The organism is Nocardia cyriacigeorgica NBRC 100375, assembly GCF_000308555.1.
GTDB lineage: Bacteria > Actinomycetota > Actinomycetes > Mycobacteriales > Mycobacteriaceae > Nocardia > Nocardia cyriacigeorgica.
The window spans coordinates 1-15,637 of the sequence record NZ_BAFY01000118.1 but is presented as its reverse complement, the minus strand read 5'-3'; the positions used below and the strand labels follow the sequence as shown (position 1 = coordinate 15,637).

Genomic DNA, 15,637 nt, shown 5'->3' with positions numbered 1-15,637 from the left:
ATGTCCGCGTTCGGCATCGAATTCCGGCGACGGCCAACCGATCCCCGTCCCGAGCGCCGATCGCGCCCTCCCACCGCCTCCGACAGGAGTACATCGCCATGAGCACCGCGACCCGCGACCTATTCGACCGCTATCACGCCTGCTGGGTCGACCGCGACCCCGACCGGATCGTCGCCCTTCATACCGAGGACTCGATATTCCACCTGCATTCGGGCCAGGAAGCGGCCCGGGGCCGGGACGCGATCCGGCAGGCCGCGGCGGGAACGTTCGCCCTCGTCCCGGACCTGGTCTTCCACCTGGTCTCGTTGCGGGTCGGTGAGGACTTCTGGGTGGTGCAGTGGCAGCTGGGTGGCACCTCGGCGACCGGCAATCCGGTGGCCGTCGACCTCGCGGACTACGTCCTGGTCGAGGACGGGGCGGTGCAGGAAAAGCACTCCTATGTGGACGGGGTCGCGATGCAGGCCGCGGTGGGTGCGGCAGTCCTCGACCGTTCGGCTCCCGCCCGTTAGCGGACGTGCGCCGGGCACCTCGGCTCCGCCGCGAGTCCGAGCGGCCGCGGCCCCGCCCGGCGCACCACACCAACCGACGCGCGCAATGATCGCGGCGAGCAGACCTACCTGACCAGCGCCCCGGTTGCCCGGCGCACCGGCAGCCCCCGCTCCTCCAGCGCCATGAGCAGGCCCTGGCCCCGACGCATACCGGCCGCGGCGTCGGTGCGCGCCAGATCCGGCACGTAAGTCGCGGCGCCCGATACGGATTCGCCGACCAGAGCCCAGAAGCGGCGGGCGCTCAGGCCCGAGCACCGGGTCAGGCACTCCTGGATCAGCGTCAGCGAGGGCTCGCAGCGATGGGCCAGCCAGACGAACATCGCCTCCTCGCAGGGCAATCCGACCACGCCCTGCTCCCCCGGCCGCATATCGTCGTCGAGCGCGCGGATGGTGGTGTCGACCAGGCCCGCCCAGTCGATGCCACCGTCGTTGTCGGTGTGGATCCAGAGGTTCTCCAGGCCCGGATCCCAGGCCCTGCCCTCGGCCACCAACAGCGCCACCACCCGGCCGAGCACGGCGTGAATGAGTGCGGTGGCAACGACTTCCGCGGCGATGTCGGCGCTGATCATCTCGGCGGCATGGCGCCGGTACATCAGTTCGATCCGGCCCTCACGCAGCCCGTCGGCCAGCCGCCACCAGCGGCGTTTGCCTTGTTCGGCCATCGCGGCGACGGCATACACTCGCGGATGCTCCGGTTGCAATGCCCGCAGCCGGGTACAGGCGCGCCCGAAGGCCGGCTGGGTGGCACGGAACGTGCCAGTGGTCGCGAGTTCGGGCATCGAACCTCCTCGGGGTGGACTCCGTCGCGGTGTCACTCGGAAGATAGGTTAGCCTTACCAGACCTAGCAAGTATTGCGTCGAACACAGTGAGGAGTCTTTCGCCGCCGTGACCGCCCTTGCGACCATGAGGCGGCGTCGTATCACCGGTCTCCTGCTGCTCACCGCGCTGCTGGGGCTGACGCTGATCGCCAGCGTCGCGATCGGTACCCGATCGCTGGCCCCGGCCACCGTCTACGACGCCCTCGACCACGCCCTGTCCTGCGCGGACGGGCCGTTCAGCTGCGCTGCCCTGACCACCGAGGAAGAGATCGTGCGCGGGCTGCGGCTGCCGCGCACCGTCCTCGCCCTGGTCACCGGGCTCGCCCTGGGCATGGCCGGTGCGCTGATCCAGGGCTACACCCGCAACCCACTGGCCGACGCCGGGCTGCTCGGCCTCAATGCCGGCGCGGCGTTCCTCGCGGCGCTGAGCATGTACCTGTTCGCGTTCACCGCCCCCGAGCAATACATCTGGTTCGCCTTCGCCGGCACTCTGATCGCCGGGCTGATCGTGTTCGGCGCGTCCTCGATCGGTGCGGGCTCGGCGAGCCCGTTGAGCCTGGTACTGGCCGGCGCCGCGGTGACGGCGTTCTTGCAGGCCCTGACCAATGCCATCGTCACCCTCGACACCAGCGCCCTCGACAGCTATCGGTTCTGGGTGGTCGGCGAGGTCTCCGGGCGCGGGGCCGAGGTCTTCTGGCAGGTCCTGCCGTTCCTCGTCGCCGGCGCGGTGCTGGCACTGATCGCCGCACCCGGGCTCAACCTGCTCAGCCTGGGCGATGATGTGGCGCGCGGTCTCGGAGTGCACATCGGGCGCAGCCGCGCACTCGGCCTGACCGCCGTGGTGTTGCTGTGCGGCGCCGCGACCGCCGCCGTGGGGCCGATCGCGTTCATCGGCCTGGTCGTCCCGCATATCGCTCGGGTGTTCACCGGCCCCGACAACCGCTGGCTTATTCCTTATTCGGGCCTGTTCGGCGCCCTGGTGCTGCTGATCGCCGATACCGCGGGCCGCGTGGTCGCCCGACCGGGCGAACTCCAGGTGGGCGTGATGCTCGCGGCGGTCGGCGCGCCGTTCTTCATCGCCTTGGTCCGGCGGCGCAAGCTGGTGAGCGTATGACGATCTCGCTGACCAAGACCGAACCCGCCACCGAACCGCGGCTGCGTCCGGCCCTGCGGTGGGGCCCGGTCTCGCTGGTGCTGCGGCCCCGGATGGTCGTGATCATCGCCGTCCTCGCGGTCGCGCTGTTCGGCCTGTTCTGTCTCGACGTCGCCATCGGGGAAACCGATCTCGGCTTCGGCAAGGTGCTCGAGGTGCTGGCCGGCGGCGGCAGCCGCTCGCAGCGGTTCATCGTGTTCGAATCTCGGCTGCCGCGCGCCCTGACGGCCGTCGTGGTCGGTGCGGCACTCGCCATCGCGGGCGCGATCACCCAGTCGATCCTGCACAACCCACTGGCCGCGCCGGACTTCCTCGGCATCACCTCCGGTGCCGCGCTCGGCGCCGTCGCGGTGATGGTCGGCACCGGCGGCGCGACCACCGGCTGGGCGATCTCGCTCGGCACCCCCGTCGCCGCGATGGTCGGCGGGCTCGGTACCGCCGCCGTCATCTATCTGCTCGCCTGGGGACGTAACCCGCTCGGCGGGAGCGGGGTGACGGTGATGCGGCTGGTGCTCATCGGGGTCGGGGTGAACTCGCTGCTGCTGTCGGCGATCAACTGGCTGCTCACCCGCGCCGAACTCCAAGACGCCGCCCGCGCTCAGCTCTGGCTGACCGGCTCGCTCAACTCCGCCGACGACTCCAAACTCGTTCCCGCCGCGATCGCGCTGGCCGTGGTCACCGTCGTGGCCGTCGGGTCGGCCCGGACGCTGGCCGCGCTGCGACTGGGCACCGACACCACCCGCGTGCTCGGCGTGCGGATCCAAACCCAGCAGGCCGTGCTCATCGGGGCGGCGGTGATCGGCGCCTCGGTGGCCACCGCCGCGGTCGGACCGGTCGCGTTCGTCGGGCTCGCCGCGCCACAGATAGCTCGCCGGGTGTTGCGCACGCCCGGTGAACCGCTCATCGGTTCGGCGGTGATCGGTGCGATCCTGGTAGTCGGCGCCGATATCGTCTCGCGCACGCTGTTCTCCGTCGAACTGCCCGTCGGCATCGTGACCGCGGCCATCGGCGGCCCGTTCCTGCTGTTGTTGCTCATTCGTTTGAACCGGAAGGCCACGCTGTGAAGACCGGACAAGCCCCGCAGAACGGCTCGCATCGGCTGGCCGCCGACGGCGTGACGCTCGGCTACGGCGAACGGGTCATCGTCGACGGATTGAACCTCGACATCGCCCCCGGCGTGATCACCACCGTGATCGGCCCGAACGGCTGCGGCAAGTCCACCCTGCTCCGTTCGCTGGGCCGACTGCTGAAGCCCAGCGCCGGGCAGGTGCTGCTGGACGGCAAGGCGATCGCGTCGATGAAGACCAAGGATGTCGCCCGCATCGTCGGCATGCTGCCGCAGACGCCGGTCGCCCCCGAGGGCCTGACGGTGGCCGATCTGGTCGCGCGCGGCCGTCATCCGCATCAGTCCTGGATCCGGCAGTGGTCGGCCACCGACGAATCCGAGGTGCTCACCGCCCTCGAGCAGACCGGCATCGCCGATCTGGCGCACCGATCGCTCGACGAACTGTCCGGCGGCCAGCGCCAGCGGGCCTGGATCTCCATGGCCTTGGCCCAGGGCACCGACATCCTGCTGCTCGACGAGCCCACCACGTACCTCGATCTGGCGCATTCACTCGAGGTGCTGGATCTGGTGGACCGGTTGCACGACGAGCTCGGCCGCACGGTGGTGATGGTGCTGCACGATCTCAACCTCGCCATCCGCTACAGCGACCAGCTGATCGTCATGCGCGACGGCCGCATCATCGCCAAGGGCGCACCGGCCGACATCATCGACGCCGAGTTGCTGCGGGACGTGTTCGGACTCGAGGCCACGGTGCTGGAAGACCCGATGTCGGGGCGGCCGATGATCGTGCCGATCGGCACCAGGCATGTGCTCGGCACGGCGGGCGGACCGGTCGCCACCGAGGCCGCCGCCGACGGAGTATGACCAATACCACACCAGCTACCAGTCAGTTACGACACCCTGTAGTACGCATCCGCGTCGTTGAGTCCGTAAAATTGTGGAATGGCAGGACTTGGTGAACTCGAGAAAGCGGTCATGGACCAACTGTGGTCGGCCGACGAACCGCAAACGGTCCGACAGGTACACGAAGCGCTGTCGGCGCGCCGCGAACTCGCGTACACCACGGTGATGACGGTTCTGCAGCGTTTGGCGAAGAAGAACCTGGTGGTTCAGCGGCGCGATGACCGCGCCCATCGGTACGCTCCCGTGCATACCCGCGACGAGCTGGTGGCCAGCCTCATGGTCGATGCGTTGCAGCAGGCCGAGGAAGCCGGCAGCAAGGCCGCCGCCCTGGTGCACTTCGTGGAACAGGTCGGCAAGGACGAGGCTGCGGCGCTGCGCGAGGCACTCGCTAAGCTCGAAGCAGATGAGGACACCGCACCGTCGCCGTGACCGCAGTGTCTTCGACCCCTGGCCCCACAACGCAGTGAGCTGAGTCGATGAACGCAACCGCGCCGGTCTTCGCCGGTCTCGCATTGCTTCTCGCGGGGCCTGCCCCAGCCTTGCTCGCCCGGTCGAAGTGGACATACCGCACCCCCCGGGCCGCACTGGTGCTGTGGCAGGCGATCGCGCTGGCCGCCGTGCTGAGCGCGTTCGGTTCCGGACTGGCGATCGCCAGTGAGCTGCTCGTGCCCGGCGAGGACGGGCGGCCCACCACCTCGCCCACCGACGAGATCGACGCGCTCGGGTTGCCGCTGTGGCTGGCCTATGTCTTCGTCTTCGCGTTGACGTTGATGGTCGGCGCGCGCCTGATCTGGGCCGCGATCCGGGTCGGCGTGCATACCCGCCGCCGACGGGCCCGCCACCGCATGCTGGTGGATCTGCTGGACCAGAGCGGTCCCGAACGCCGCGCCGCCGATATCCGGGTGCTCGCCGCGTCCGAACCCATCGCCTACTGCCTGCCAGGGCTGCGTCAGCGGGTGGTGGTGAGCGCGGGCACACTGGACAATCTCGACGAGCGTGAACTCACCGCGATCCTCAGCCACGAACGTTCGCACCTGCGCGCCCGCCATGATCTGGTGCTGGAGGCGTTCACCGCGGCCCATGAGGCCTTCCCCCGTTTCGTGCGCAGCAAGTCGGCGCTGGATTCGGTGAAGCTGCTGATCGAGCTGCTCGCCGACGATTCAGCGGTCAAGGTGACCGGACCGAAGCCGTTGGCGCGGGCGCTGGTGGCCTGTTCGAAATCCACGGCGCCGCAGGGCGCGCTGGCCGTGGGTGGTCCGAGCACCCTCATCCGGATTCAGCGGTTGTCCGGGCCGCTCGGCGATGTGAAGATCGCTGCCGCGGCCTATCTGGGTTCGATCGCCATTCTGGTGGTGCCGACGCTGGCCGTCGCGATTCCGTGGCTGGTCGAGCTGACTCGGCTGTTCCGTGCCTGAACCGGCCACTGCGCCCGCCACATTCGCCGCGCTCGGGCTTCCGGTCGTGCTCGTGCACGCGCTGGGCCGCGAAGGAATCCGCACGCCGTTCCCGATCCAGGCGGCGACCATCCCGGACGTGCTCGCCGGGCGTGATGTGCTCGGCCGGGCACCCACCGGGTCCGGTAAGACCCTCGCCTTCGGTCTGCCCATGCTGGTGCGCCTGTCCGGTGCGCCCTCGGCGCCGCGACGGCCGCGCGGACTGGTGCTGGCACCGACCCGCGAATTGGCCGTGCAGATCGAGGCCGCGCTGGATGCGGCGGCGCTGGCGCTCGGTCTTCGGCTCGGGACCGCCGTGGGTGGGCTGCCCATCAAACGCCAGGCCGAGCGCCTGGCCCGCGGCGTCGACGTGCTCATCGGCACGCCCGGCCGCCTCGCCGACCTGATTGCACAGCAGGCGCTGTCACTGGACGCGGTGCGCGTCACCGCCATCGATGAGGCCGATCACCTCGCCGAACTCGGCTTCCTGCCGCAGGTGCGGGCGCTGGTCGACCAGGTGCCCGAGGGCAGTCAGCATCTGTTGTTCTCGGCCACCCTCGACGACGCCGTGGACGAGGTAGTGCACCGCTACCTGCGCGATCCCGTCACCCACCACGCCGAACCGCTGCCCGAGGCCGAGGTCCCCGCCCCCGCCGCGACCCACCACCTGCTGCATCTGCGCAAGGCCGACAAACGCGAGGTCATCGCCGAGATCGCGGCGCGCGAGGGCCGCACTCTGCTGTTCGTGCGCACCCAGCACGGCGCCGACAAACTCACCGGACGGCTGCGCGAGATCGGCATCGCGGCGCAGGCCCTGCACGGCGGCAAATCCCAGAACAGCCGCAACCGGGTGCTGGCCGGGTTCGCCGACGGCACGGTGCCGGTGCTCGTGGCCACCGACGTCGCCGCCCGCGGCCTCCACGTCGACGATATTTCGCTGGTGGTGCACGTCGACCCGCCCGCCGACCCGAAGGACTACGTGCACCGCGCCGGCCGCACCGCCCGCGCGGGCGCGACCGGGACGGTCGTCACCCTGGTCACCGAGGACCAGCGCGACGAGGTCGCCGCCCTCACCCGCCGCGCCGGTATCGAGGCCGCCGAGGCGACCGTCGCGCCCGGCGATCGGCTCCTGCGTCGCCTGACCGGCGCCCGCACGCCGCCGGGCGTCCCGATTCCGCCGCCCGCGGCAGCCGCGCCGGCGGGGTCGGCGACGCCGCGACGTCCGGGCCGCCCCCACGACACGCCCGGGAAACCACGCCGCCACACCGGGAATTCGGCGCGATCCCGGCCAGGCCGCAACCGCCGCGCAAACTGACGATTCGCCCGGCGCGATCCACGCCGGCCCGACTACGTGCCGGCAGCCGTCGCGAACTCGGCGCTAGCGCCTTCGCCCGACCATCCGGCCACGCGCCGCTCACTCGGGCCGGCGGTGCACCGTCTTCCGTGCCGGGTACCAGCTCTCCCCTGCCGGCTCGCCGGCCATGTTCCAGCTCCACGACACCGTCGGTGTGATGGGCACGAAAATGCCCGGCCCTACCATGCCGACCCGCTCGACGGGGTCGCCTGCCTCGCCGTAGACCCGGATCGCGCGGCTGATGAACGGGTCCATCGACACCACGTCATCGATCACCAACGCCACCTTGCGCCGGCCCGCCCGGATATTGCGGAACTTACGCGTGTCCAGCACGGACGCCCCGATTCCGCCGACCCAGAAGTGGGTGCCGTCGAACTCGAACGCCAGCGGAACGACGTCGGGCTGATCGGCCGCGCCGAGCGTGGCCACCCGGGCAACCGGCTGGGACCGCAGATAGGCGAGCTCGTCTTCGGTGAACGACATGGGCCGACTCGCTTTCTCGGGGCAAACAGGACATGTGAGGCGAATCCGCATCGACCATCGCCCACGCGACCGCGTGGCGCAACCGTCCGGCCAGCGCGTCGGCTGCTCAGGGACGTCGCGACGCCACCCGGCACCGGGAACGGCGCACGTTCCGTGCGTCGCGATTACCATCGGTGCAGTGCAGTTTCTCCCTGGACATCAGCCGCCGTACGACCTGACCTACGACGACGTCTTCCTCGTCCCGAACCGGACGGATGTGGCGTCGCGGTTCGACGTCGATCTGTCGACGACCGACGGGTCGGGCACCACCATCCCCATCGTCGTGGCGAATATGACCGCCGTGGCCGGGCGCCGCATGGCCGAGACCGTGGCCCGGCGCGGCGGCATCGTGGTCTTGCCGCAGGATCTGCCCAACAATGCCGCCGCCGACACCATCGCCTTCGTCAAGAGCCGCTCGCTGACCGCCGACACGCCGGTCACGCTCGGCCCGGAGCAGTCGGTGTCGGAGGCCGTCGCGCTGATCCACAAGCGCGCGCACGGCGCCGCGGTGGTGGTCGACGAGACCGGACGTCCGGTCGGTGTGGTCACCGAGGCCGCCTGCGCCGACGTCGACCGCTTCGCCCGGCTGCGCGAGGTGGCCGCCACCGATTTCGTCACCGCGCCCGTCACCGCCGCCCCGCGCGAGATCTTCGACCTGCTCGAGGCCGCGCACGCGAGCCTGGCCGTGCTGCTCGCCGAGGACGGCACCCTCGCCGGCGTGCTCACTCGCACCGGCGCCATCCGCACCGGCATCTACGCCCCCGCCGTGGACGCCGAGAACAAGCTGCGCATCGCCGCCGCCGTCGGCATCAACGGTGACGTACCCGCGAAGGCCAAGGCCCTGGTGGACGCCGGCGCCGACCTGCTGGTCGTGGACACCGCGCACGGCCACCAGGTCAAGATGCTCGAAACCCTGCGCGCCATCAGCGATCTCGGGCTCGGGGTGCCGCTGGTGGCGGGCAATACCGTCTCGGCGCAGGGCACCAAGGATCTGGCCGAGGCGGGCGCGGACATCATCAAGGTCGGCGTCGGCCCCGGCGCGATGTGCACCACCCGCATGATGACCGGCGTCGGCCGCCCGCAGTTCTCCGCCGTGGCCGAATGCGCGAGCGCCGCGCGTGAACTGGGCGTGCACGTCTGGGCCGACGGCGGCGTGCGGCACCCGCGCGACGTCGCCCTCGCGCTGGCCGCCGGCGCATCGAACGTGATGATCGGCTCCTGGTTCGCCGGCACCTACGAATCCCCCGGTGACCTGCGCATCGACCGTGACGGCAATGCCTACAAGGAGAGCTTCGGCATGGCTTCCAAGCGTGCTGTGGCCGCCCGCACCGCCGCCGACAGCGGTTTCGACCGGGCCCGCAAGGCGCTGTTCGAGGAAGGTATCTCCAGTTCGCGGATGCGGCTGGACCCCGAACGCCCCGGCGTTGAGGACCTCATCGACCACATCTGCTCGGGTGTGCGCAGTGCCTGCACCTACGCGGGCGCGCGCTCGCTGGCCGAACTGCACGACAAGGCCGTGCTCGGTGTGCAGTCCGCCGCCGGATTCGCCGAAGGCCGGCCACTGCCCAGCGGTTGGTGAATCAACCTCGGACCGGCCCACGCGAGACTCGCGTGGGCCGGTAGCATAAGGGTTGCCGGCACCGCCGGCCCCGATTCCCCATGCGAAAGGAACCAGTTGTCACCCGCGTCCGAGGACGCCGCACAGGAGGGCTCCTCTATCGAGCCGGGTGACCAACCCGGCGTCCTCCATCCCGCAGCCGTCCAGCTCACCGCAGTACGCACGACCGTGCCCGCCCATCACCGGCCCGGGTGGTGCTGACCGTGTCCGTCGTGCTCACCGTGCTCAGCCTGATCGGTTTCATCGCATTGACCGCGGGGACCGCGCTGTTCGTCGCCGCGGAATTCTCCCTCACCGCCCTCGAGCGCAGCACCGTCGAAGCGCACGCGCGCGACGGTGACGTCCGGGCCCGCATGGTCCGCAAAGCCCACCACACGCTGTCGTTCCAGCTGTCCGGCGCCCAGCTCGGCATCACCATCACCACGCTGATCACCGGCTATATCGCCGAACCGGTGCTCGCCCGGCTGCTCACACCGGTGTTCTCGGCCGTCGGCCTCGCCGACAGTGCCGCTCGCGGCGTCTCGCTGGCGCTGGCGCTGATCCTGGCGACCTCGCTGTCGATGATCTACGGCGAGCTGGTGCCCAAGAACATCGCCATCGCCGCCCCGCTGGGCACCGCCCGGATGACCGCGGGCCCGATGGTCGCGTTCTCGGTGGTGTTCAAATGGTTGATCCATTTCCTCAACGGCACCGCCAACTGGGTGGTGCGCCGCCTCGGCGTGGAGCCAGCCGAAGAACTGCGCTCGGCACGGTCGCCGCAGGAACTGGGTTCGCTGGTGCGCACCTCCGCCCAGCGCGGCGCCCTCGATCAACGCACCGCGCAGGTCATGGACCGCTCGCTGGAATTCGGTGAACGCAGTGCCGAGGAACTGATGACACCGCGCGTGAAGATCGAAGCGCTCGACAAATCCGACACGATTGCCGACCTCATCGCCGCCGCGGGCCGCACCGGTTTCTCTCGGTTCCCCGTGATCGACGGCGATCTCGACAACACCCTCGGCGTGGTGCACGTCAAGCAGGCGTTCACCGTTCCCGCCGAATCCCGGCGCGGGCTTGCCCTGCATCTGCTGGCCCGGCCGGTACCGATCGTGCCCGCCAGCCTCGACGGTGACGAGGTGCTCGAACGCATCCGCGCCGACGGCATGCAGGTGGCGCTGGTGGTCGACGAATACGGCGGCACCGCGGGCCTGGTCACCATGGAAGACGTGATCGAGGAGATTCTCGGCGACGTGCGCGACGAGCACGACGAAGAGGAACGCGACGTGCGGCGGGTCTCCGACGGCTGGGACTGCTCGGGTCTGCTGCGCATCGACGAGGTCTCCCGCGCCACCGGATACGAAGCGCCCGAAGGCGAATACGAAACGCTCGGCGGGCTCGTACTCATTCGGCTGGGGCGCATTCCGGAAGCCGGCGACACCGTGGTGCTGCCCGATCCGCGCTCGCATCAACGTCATCCGGGCGACGGGCAGGGCGGCTGGCTGGCCCGAGTCGAGCGGATGGACGGCAGGCGCGTGGACCGGGTGCGGCTGATCCCGGTGACCGCCGACGTGCTCGAGGGACAGGAGGCCGACCATGGGCGGTGATCTGTTCGGAGTCGCGCTCACCATCGTGCTCCTCGCCGGTAATGCCTTCTTCGTCGGCGCCGAGTTCGCGCTGATCTCCGCGCGCCGCGACCGGCTGGAAGCCCTTGCCGCACAAGGGAAACGCAATGCCCACACCGTCATCCGAGCGGGTGAGAACCTGTCGATGATGCTGGCGGCGGCCCAGCTCGGCATCACGATCTGCTCGATCCTGCTCGGCCGGGTGGGCGAGCCGGCGGTCGCGCATCTGCTGGAGGGCCCCTTCCATCTGGTCGGATTACCCGATCAGCTGCTGCATCCGGTGGCGTTCACCATCGCACTGGCCATCGTGGTGGTGCTGCACATCCTGTTCGGCGAGATGATCCCGAAGAACATCGCCCTGGCCGGGCCCGAACGTACGGCCCTGCTGCTGGTGCCGATCCACCTGCTGTGGCTGCGCCTGGCCCGCCCGCTGATCGCCACCTACAACCTGGCCGCGAACTTGTCGCTGCGGATGCTGCGCATCGAGCCCAAGGACGAACTCGACGCGACCGTCTCCAGTGTGGAACTGGCCGAGATGATCGGCGAATCCCGCTCGGAGGGGCTGCTCGACGAGGAGGAGCACCGCAGGCTCACTCAGGCGCTCGGTACCTCCGAGCGCGTCGTCGGCGATGTCATGGTCGGGTTGGACACCACCAGGACGGTGCCGCTACGTGGCAACGGCACCACCCTCGGCGATATCGAGACCGCCGTCGCCGAAACCGGATTCTCCCGGTACCCGGTGTCCGCCGACGACGGCTCCCTGGTCGGGTACCTGCACGTCAAAGACGTGCTCGACCTGGTCGCCGATGACACCGCGGGCCCGAGCAGCCCGATCCCCCGCACCGATATCCGCCCGCTGCCGACCGTGCTGGCCGGCACTCCGCTCTACGAGGCGCTGGCCCGGTTGCGCCGCACCAGCAGCCACCTCGGTCGGGTGGTCGACAATCGCGGCAACACCGTCGGCATCGTGGCGCTCGAGGATCTGGTGGAGGAGTTCGTCGGCACGGTCCGCGACGGGACGCACCGGGTGATCGAATAGCGGCACCGTGCGCGACGGTGCCGCTCACCCGACCTTGCGCACCGGCGGCGGTGTCCACGTGCGGTCGAGTGCCGCGATGTGCGGTGCGTACAGGCGCAGGGTGATACCCAGCGGTCCGAGGGGAGCCGGCAGCCAGTTCGATTCGTGGTCCGGGCCCGGGTTGGTATGTGAGATGTGGATATCGAGGGAGCCATCGGGGTTGTTGCGCAGCTCGTCGCGATCGCCGATGGCGAAGCGGTTCAGTTCGTTGGGCGTTTGGAATCCTTCGGCGTCATACATCGTGATCGACCAGAAGGCGTCGACCGGCGGCAGGAGACCGGCGTCGAAATGGATGACGTAGTCGGAATCGCCCACGGGAGGGTTGCCCTCGGCATCGGTGAGCAGGAGCGGATAGATGGCGTCTTCCGGCGGGTTGGCGCCGAGGCCGGCCTTGGCGATGGTCGCACGGGTGAGATAGTCGTTGCCGTAGACGCCGGTATTGAGGGTCACCCAGCCGTTGACGGACGGCACGACCGTTCGTGGCGCGTTGGCGATGGCCGCGCGCGCGTCGGCCACACCTGCCTCGATCTGGTCGAGTTCGGCTGTTCCGAATCGCGCGGCGTCGAACTGGCGGCCAGGGACGATGCCGAGCGGTTCGATCCGCGACAGTTGGGAGAAGTCGGTGAGGTGCGGCGGATCGACGGCGAGCGCGGCGGCGGCACGGCGGAAGAAGTCCGTGGCGGATAGCGATTCGACTACGTGCAGTGGTTCCACACTGCTGTCGACGGTGGGGTCGGGCTCGAAGGGAGCTCGCTCGCCGATATCGATGATCCGGAGACCGTCCTGAAAGGCGTTGACCACCGCGTAGTCGTCGGGCCCGTTGGTCTGCGGCCGGGCGATGATCCAGACATTGGGAGTCGGCGCCTGGATGACCGGGATATCGGGCGGAAGCTTCCCTCGGTATCCGGGCCCGACCAGCAGATAGTCCTGGGGACCGGTGCCGGTGGTGCGCTTGCCCGGGCTGGCGAACACATCGGTCCAGGCGTCGAGCATCGGCAGCATGTAGAAGCGATCACCACTGTCGGGCGCGTGCACCTGGACCGGGCCTTTGTCGAGGTCTATCCAGGCACAGGAGTACAGGGTGTCGAAGTTGGGCCGCACGACTGTCCGGAACGCCGCGTCCGGGAACTCACGGATGTGGTGGAACTGATTCGGCGGGCCGAAGCTGGGTTTGGATCCGGGCGCGCCGTTGGTCTGCTGTCGGCGCGTTTCGTCGGTGGTTACCAGCGGATACAGGTAGATATAGGCTTCGCGGCTCAGTGTGCGCAGGTCGGCGGCCAAGATGCTCATGATCCTCCATCACAACGACTTCGACATGGGTGAGCGTCGAGCGTGCCGATGTTTCCCGGCGCCGATCCCGGCTGCCGGGATGCCAGCGGGTCGTCACTGACCGGGCGCTCGCCGGTTCAGCCGCTCGAAGCCGATGCAGCCACCGCCTCCGGGACGGAACCGGTATGGTTCGACGCCGCTATCGACCGTATGTGCGACCCGACATCGCAACCTCACCCGATCGGGGTGAACTCGGCGCGGGACCGCCGACCGCACGGTCCCGCGCCGATCAGCACCCGCTCGGAGGAGGATCGCCGCGGAAGCGGGCTTCGACAAAGAGCCAGGCATCGGCGAATCCGGCGACCGCGGCGGTCATGTGTTCGGCGATGTCGTAGGTGGCCAGTCGCACCGGCGCTCCCGCACGGCAGTAGCGGTCCGCGGCAGCGGCAACCGCGCTGTACGGGGTCAGCGTGTCGTAGCGGCCGTGCCACAGGTAGGTCGGTGCGCTGGGCACGCCGTCGAAATGAGTGAGGCTGTTCTCGTGCAGCACCGCACGCGCCTCGGGGCTGTCCATGAGGCTCTTGGAGGCCGCCATCTCCTCCGCGCTACGGAACACACCGTGGAAGAGCAGGAATCGACGGCACGCGTTGTGGGTGAACTCGCGGAACCAGCGGCCGTGGTCGTTGAGCTGATCGGAGATCGGCAACCGCTGCGGGTACTCCCGCTCCAGCCCCATGGCCGCGGCGAATGCGAGCCCGAAACCGGGATGCGGTCCGAAACCCAGGCCGAGCGCCATCTGCTCCAGGTCGGCGGGGATACCGCCGGCTACCGCGGCCGTGAGTTCGAGTTCGGGCGCGTAGCTCGGCTGGAGCGCGGCCGCCCAGGCCGTCGCCATGCCGCCGCCAGAATAGCCCGCGATCGCCACCGGCGAATCGTGCAACCCCAGCTCGGAGACCTTCCGGACAGCCCGGACGCTGTCGAGGGTGACCATGCCACTCAACCGCGCCGCACCATAGGCGACATTGGGACCGAGATAGTCCGGCAGCGAAATCGCCCAGCCCCGGCCGATCGGCAGCATCGCTCCGATCGCGTCCTGCAATTCACCATTGAACAGGGAACGAGACGGATTGCACTGCGTACCAAGTGAATTGATCAGCGCCTGATAGGACACCAGCGGAGGGTCCGGCACCCCGATCGGCATCAGCACCGTGGTCATCCCCATGATCGGGTCTCCGGCGGAATCGGTGGACCGGAACGCCACCTGCCATCCTTCGGTCCCGAGGTAGAGCCCGGTGTCGATCTTGCGGACGCGCACCACGTCCCCAGGATGGCGTGCGGCGAGATCGGCGGGTGCGGCGTAGAACGGGTCCGGGTCGGGGTCGGGATATCGCGGTTCGGAACCGGCGGGCGCACACAGCAGCCCGAGGCTCACAACGCTCAGCACCAGGGTCAGTAGTCGGAATGCAGATCTGGACAAGACTTTCCTTCGAGCAGCACCGCATGGCCGATGGTGTGCCGCAACATCTTTCGTGTTGCGCTACACCCAGCCGAGTGAATAGGGGAAGGCCGCGACCGCGTGCGGTCCTGGAGGCCGCACAGAACATAACGGCCGAAACCGTCCCCCATCACAACCGAAACCGTTTCCTGTCGCCGATCACAACCGGCTATCGCGGCGACACCGATGGACAACAAGAACCGGGTCGCTCGCCTCGCCTGCCGTTCTCGACGGGCCCACCCCACTCCGGCGGGCATCGGCTCCCGCTCTACACGGACACATCCGAGGGGCGGCTGCCCGTTTCAGCAACCCTCAGCCCCCGCAGGAAGGCCGATTTCCCACCGGTGGCGGTAACGCAAACTTGGTGCAGTTGCGCGACCACCAGGACCTGTGACCATTGCATTGTCCGCTACTCGGGTCGAGCACGTTCGAGAGGTTTTGCCGCATGAGACCGGTCGCCGTCATTAGCGATGCTATTGCCGCAGACACAGTTTCCGTACCCGCAGAGGCAGCGACTGTCACGTTGGCGGATCTGCCGCTGCGCGAGAGCCTGCGCGGGCATACGCCCTACGGCGCGCCGCAACACGACATCGCCGTGCGGTTGAACACCAACGAGAGTCCACATCCACCCTCGACGGCGATGATCGACGATCTCCTGGCCGCCATCCGCGCCGTTGCCGCCGAGCTGCACCGCTACCCCGACCGCGACGCGCTCGCCTTACGCGCCGATCTCGCCGCCTACGTGACGCGCCGGACCGGCGTCGAGGTGAGCGCGGAC

14 protein-coding genes and 1 pseudogene are annotated in these 15,637 nt (G+C 69.3%); 11 read left to right on the top strand and 4 right to left on the bottom strand.

The annotated features are described in order from the left end of the window. Positions 1-98: 98 nt before the first annotated feature. Positions 99-509, top strand: coding sequence for a nuclear transport factor 2 family protein (locus RJ05_RS11135; RefSeq protein WP_036536526.1), 411 nt, complete (start codon positions 99-101; stop codon positions 507-509). Positions 510-613: 104 nt separating this feature from the next. Here RJ05_RS11135 and RJ05_RS11130 read toward each other — a convergent pair whose 3' ends face one another. Beyond that, positions 614-1,327, bottom strand: coding sequence for a hypothetical protein (locus RJ05_RS11130; protein ID WP_036536524.1), 714 nt, complete (start codon positions 1,325-1,327; stop codon positions 614-616). Between the two features lie 107 nt (positions 1,328-1,434). On the opposite strand from RJ05_RS11130, the gene RJ05_RS11125 reads away from it, so the two are divergent. The 6 genes from RJ05_RS11125 (at position 1,435) to RJ05_RS11100 (ending at position 7,237) form a co-directional block, all read left to right on the top strand. After that, entirely contained in the window at positions 1,435-2,481 is a 1,047-nt protein-coding gene (locus RJ05_RS11125; protein WP_036536522.1) for a FecCD family ABC transporter permease, read from the top strand. Continuing rightward, entirely contained in the window at positions 2,478-3,584 is a 1,107-nt protein-coding gene (locus tag RJ05_RS11120; protein WP_036536519.1) for a FecCD family ABC transporter permease, read from the top strand. Before RJ05_RS11125 ends, RJ05_RS11120 begins: the two co-directional genes overlap by 4 nt. Next, positions 3,581-4,450 (top strand): ABC transporter ATP-binding protein, encoded by an 870-nt coding sequence (locus tag RJ05_RS11115; protein WP_051016429.1) that lies wholly within the window; start codon positions 3,581-3,583, stop codon positions 4,448-4,450. The genes RJ05_RS11120 and RJ05_RS11115 overlap by 4 nt, the downstream gene beginning before the upstream one ends. A 78-nt stretch (positions 4,451-4,528) precedes the next feature. After that, positions 4,529-4,918, top strand: coding sequence for a BlaI/MecI/CopY family transcriptional regulator (locus tag RJ05_RS11110; RefSeq protein WP_036536516.1), 390 nt, complete (start codon positions 4,529-4,531; stop codon positions 4,916-4,918). 47 nt (positions 4,919-4,965) lie between these two features. Beyond that, positions 4,966-5,904, top strand: coding sequence for a M56 family metallopeptidase (locus RJ05_RS11105; protein ID WP_036536514.1), 939 nt, complete (start codon positions 4,966-4,968; stop codon positions 5,902-5,904). Further along, a complete protein-coding gene (locus RJ05_RS11100) occupies positions 5,897-7,237 on the top strand; it encodes a DEAD/DEAH box helicase (RefSeq protein WP_036536511.1) in 1,341 nt (446 codons plus the stop codon). The genes RJ05_RS11105 and RJ05_RS11100 overlap by 8 nt, the downstream gene beginning before the upstream one ends. A gap of 99 nt (positions 7,238-7,336) precedes the next feature. Here RJ05_RS11100 and RJ05_RS11095 read toward each other — a convergent pair whose 3' ends face one another. Then, complete coding sequence (locus tag RJ05_RS11095; RefSeq protein WP_036536509.1) at positions 7,337-7,759, bottom strand: PPOX class F420-dependent oxidoreductase; 423 nt, start codon at positions 7,757-7,759, stop codon at positions 7,337-7,339. Positions 7,760-7,937: 178 nt separating this feature from the next. On the opposite strand from RJ05_RS11095, the gene RJ05_RS11090 reads away from it, so the two are divergent. The 3 genes from RJ05_RS11090 (at position 7,938) to RJ05_RS11080 (ending at position 12,056) form a co-directional block, all read left to right on the top strand. Next, positions 7,938-9,377: a GuaB1 family IMP dehydrogenase-related protein gene (locus tag RJ05_RS11090; protein WP_036536507.1), complete on the top strand. Its 1,440-nt coding sequence runs from the start codon at positions 7,938-7,940 to the stop codon at positions 9,375-9,377. A 242-nt stretch (positions 9,378-9,619) separates the two neighbouring features. Next, positions 9,620-10,999, top strand: a complete 1,380-nt coding sequence (locus RJ05_RS11085) for a hemolysin family protein (RefSeq protein ID WP_036536554.1) — start codon at positions 9,620-9,622, stop codon at positions 10,997-10,999. Further along, the gene (locus RJ05_RS11080) at positions 10,989-12,056 is read left to right on the top strand and encodes a hemolysin family protein (protein WP_036536505.1); all 1,068 of its coding nucleotides are present in this window, start codon (positions 10,989-10,991) and stop codon (positions 12,054-12,056) included. The genes RJ05_RS11085 and RJ05_RS11080 overlap by 11 nt, the downstream gene beginning before the upstream one ends. A 24-nt stretch (positions 12,057-12,080) precedes the next feature. On the opposite strand, the gene RJ05_RS11075 is transcribed toward RJ05_RS11080, so the two are convergent. Both RJ05_RS11075 and RJ05_RS11070 read right to left on the bottom strand, forming a co-directional pair. Then, positions 12,081-13,385: a DUF1254 domain-containing protein gene (locus RJ05_RS11075; RefSeq protein WP_036536503.1), complete on the bottom strand. Its 1,305-nt coding sequence runs from the start codon at positions 13,383-13,385 to the stop codon at positions 12,081-12,083. Between the two features lie 268 nt (positions 13,386-13,653). After that, entirely contained in the window at positions 13,654-14,841 is a 1,188-nt protein-coding gene (locus tag RJ05_RS11070) for a lipase family protein (protein WP_081597279.1), read from the bottom strand. Positions 14,842-15,382: 541 nt separating this feature from the next. Here RJ05_RS11070 and RJ05_RS11065 point away from each other — a divergent pair. Next, positions 15,383-15,637 (top strand): annotated as a pseudogene (locus RJ05_RS11065) (histidinol-phosphate transaminase); the annotation flags it as partial.

What these genes read in the sequence shown, in the direction of transcription:
- RJ05_RS11080 (WP_036536505.1), top strand. Translation starts at nt 10,989, where the DNA reads ATGGGCGGTGATCTGTTCGGAGTCGCGCTCACCATCGTGCTCCTCGCC.
- RJ05_RS11120 (WP_036536519.1), top strand. Translation starts at nt 2,478, where the DNA reads ATGACGATCTCGCTGACCAAGACCGAACCCGCCACCGAACCGCGGCTG.
- RJ05_RS11075 (WP_036536503.1), bottom strand. Translation starts at nt 13,385, where the DNA reads ATGAGCATCTTGGCCGCCGACCTGCGCACACTGAGCCGCGAAGCCTAT.
- RJ05_RS11130 (WP_036536524.1), bottom strand. Translation starts at nt 1,327, where the DNA reads ATGCCCGAACTCGCGACCACTGGCACGTTCCGTGCCACCCAGCCGGCC.
- RJ05_RS11095 (WP_036536509.1), bottom strand. Translation starts at nt 7,759, where the DNA reads ATGTCGTTCACCGAAGACGAGCTCGCCTATCTGCGGTCCCAGCCGGTT.
- RJ05_RS11135 (WP_036536526.1), top strand. Translation starts at nt 99, where the DNA reads ATGAGCACCGCGACCCGCGACCTATTCGACCGCTATCACGCCTGCTGG.
- RJ05_RS11110 (WP_036536516.1), top strand. Translation starts at nt 4,529, where the DNA reads ATGGCAGGACTTGGTGAACTCGAGAAAGCGGTCATGGACCAACTGTGG.
- RJ05_RS11105 (WP_036536514.1), top strand. Translation starts at nt 4,966, where the DNA reads ATGAACGCAACCGCGCCGGTCTTCGCCGGTCTCGCATTGCTTCTCGCG.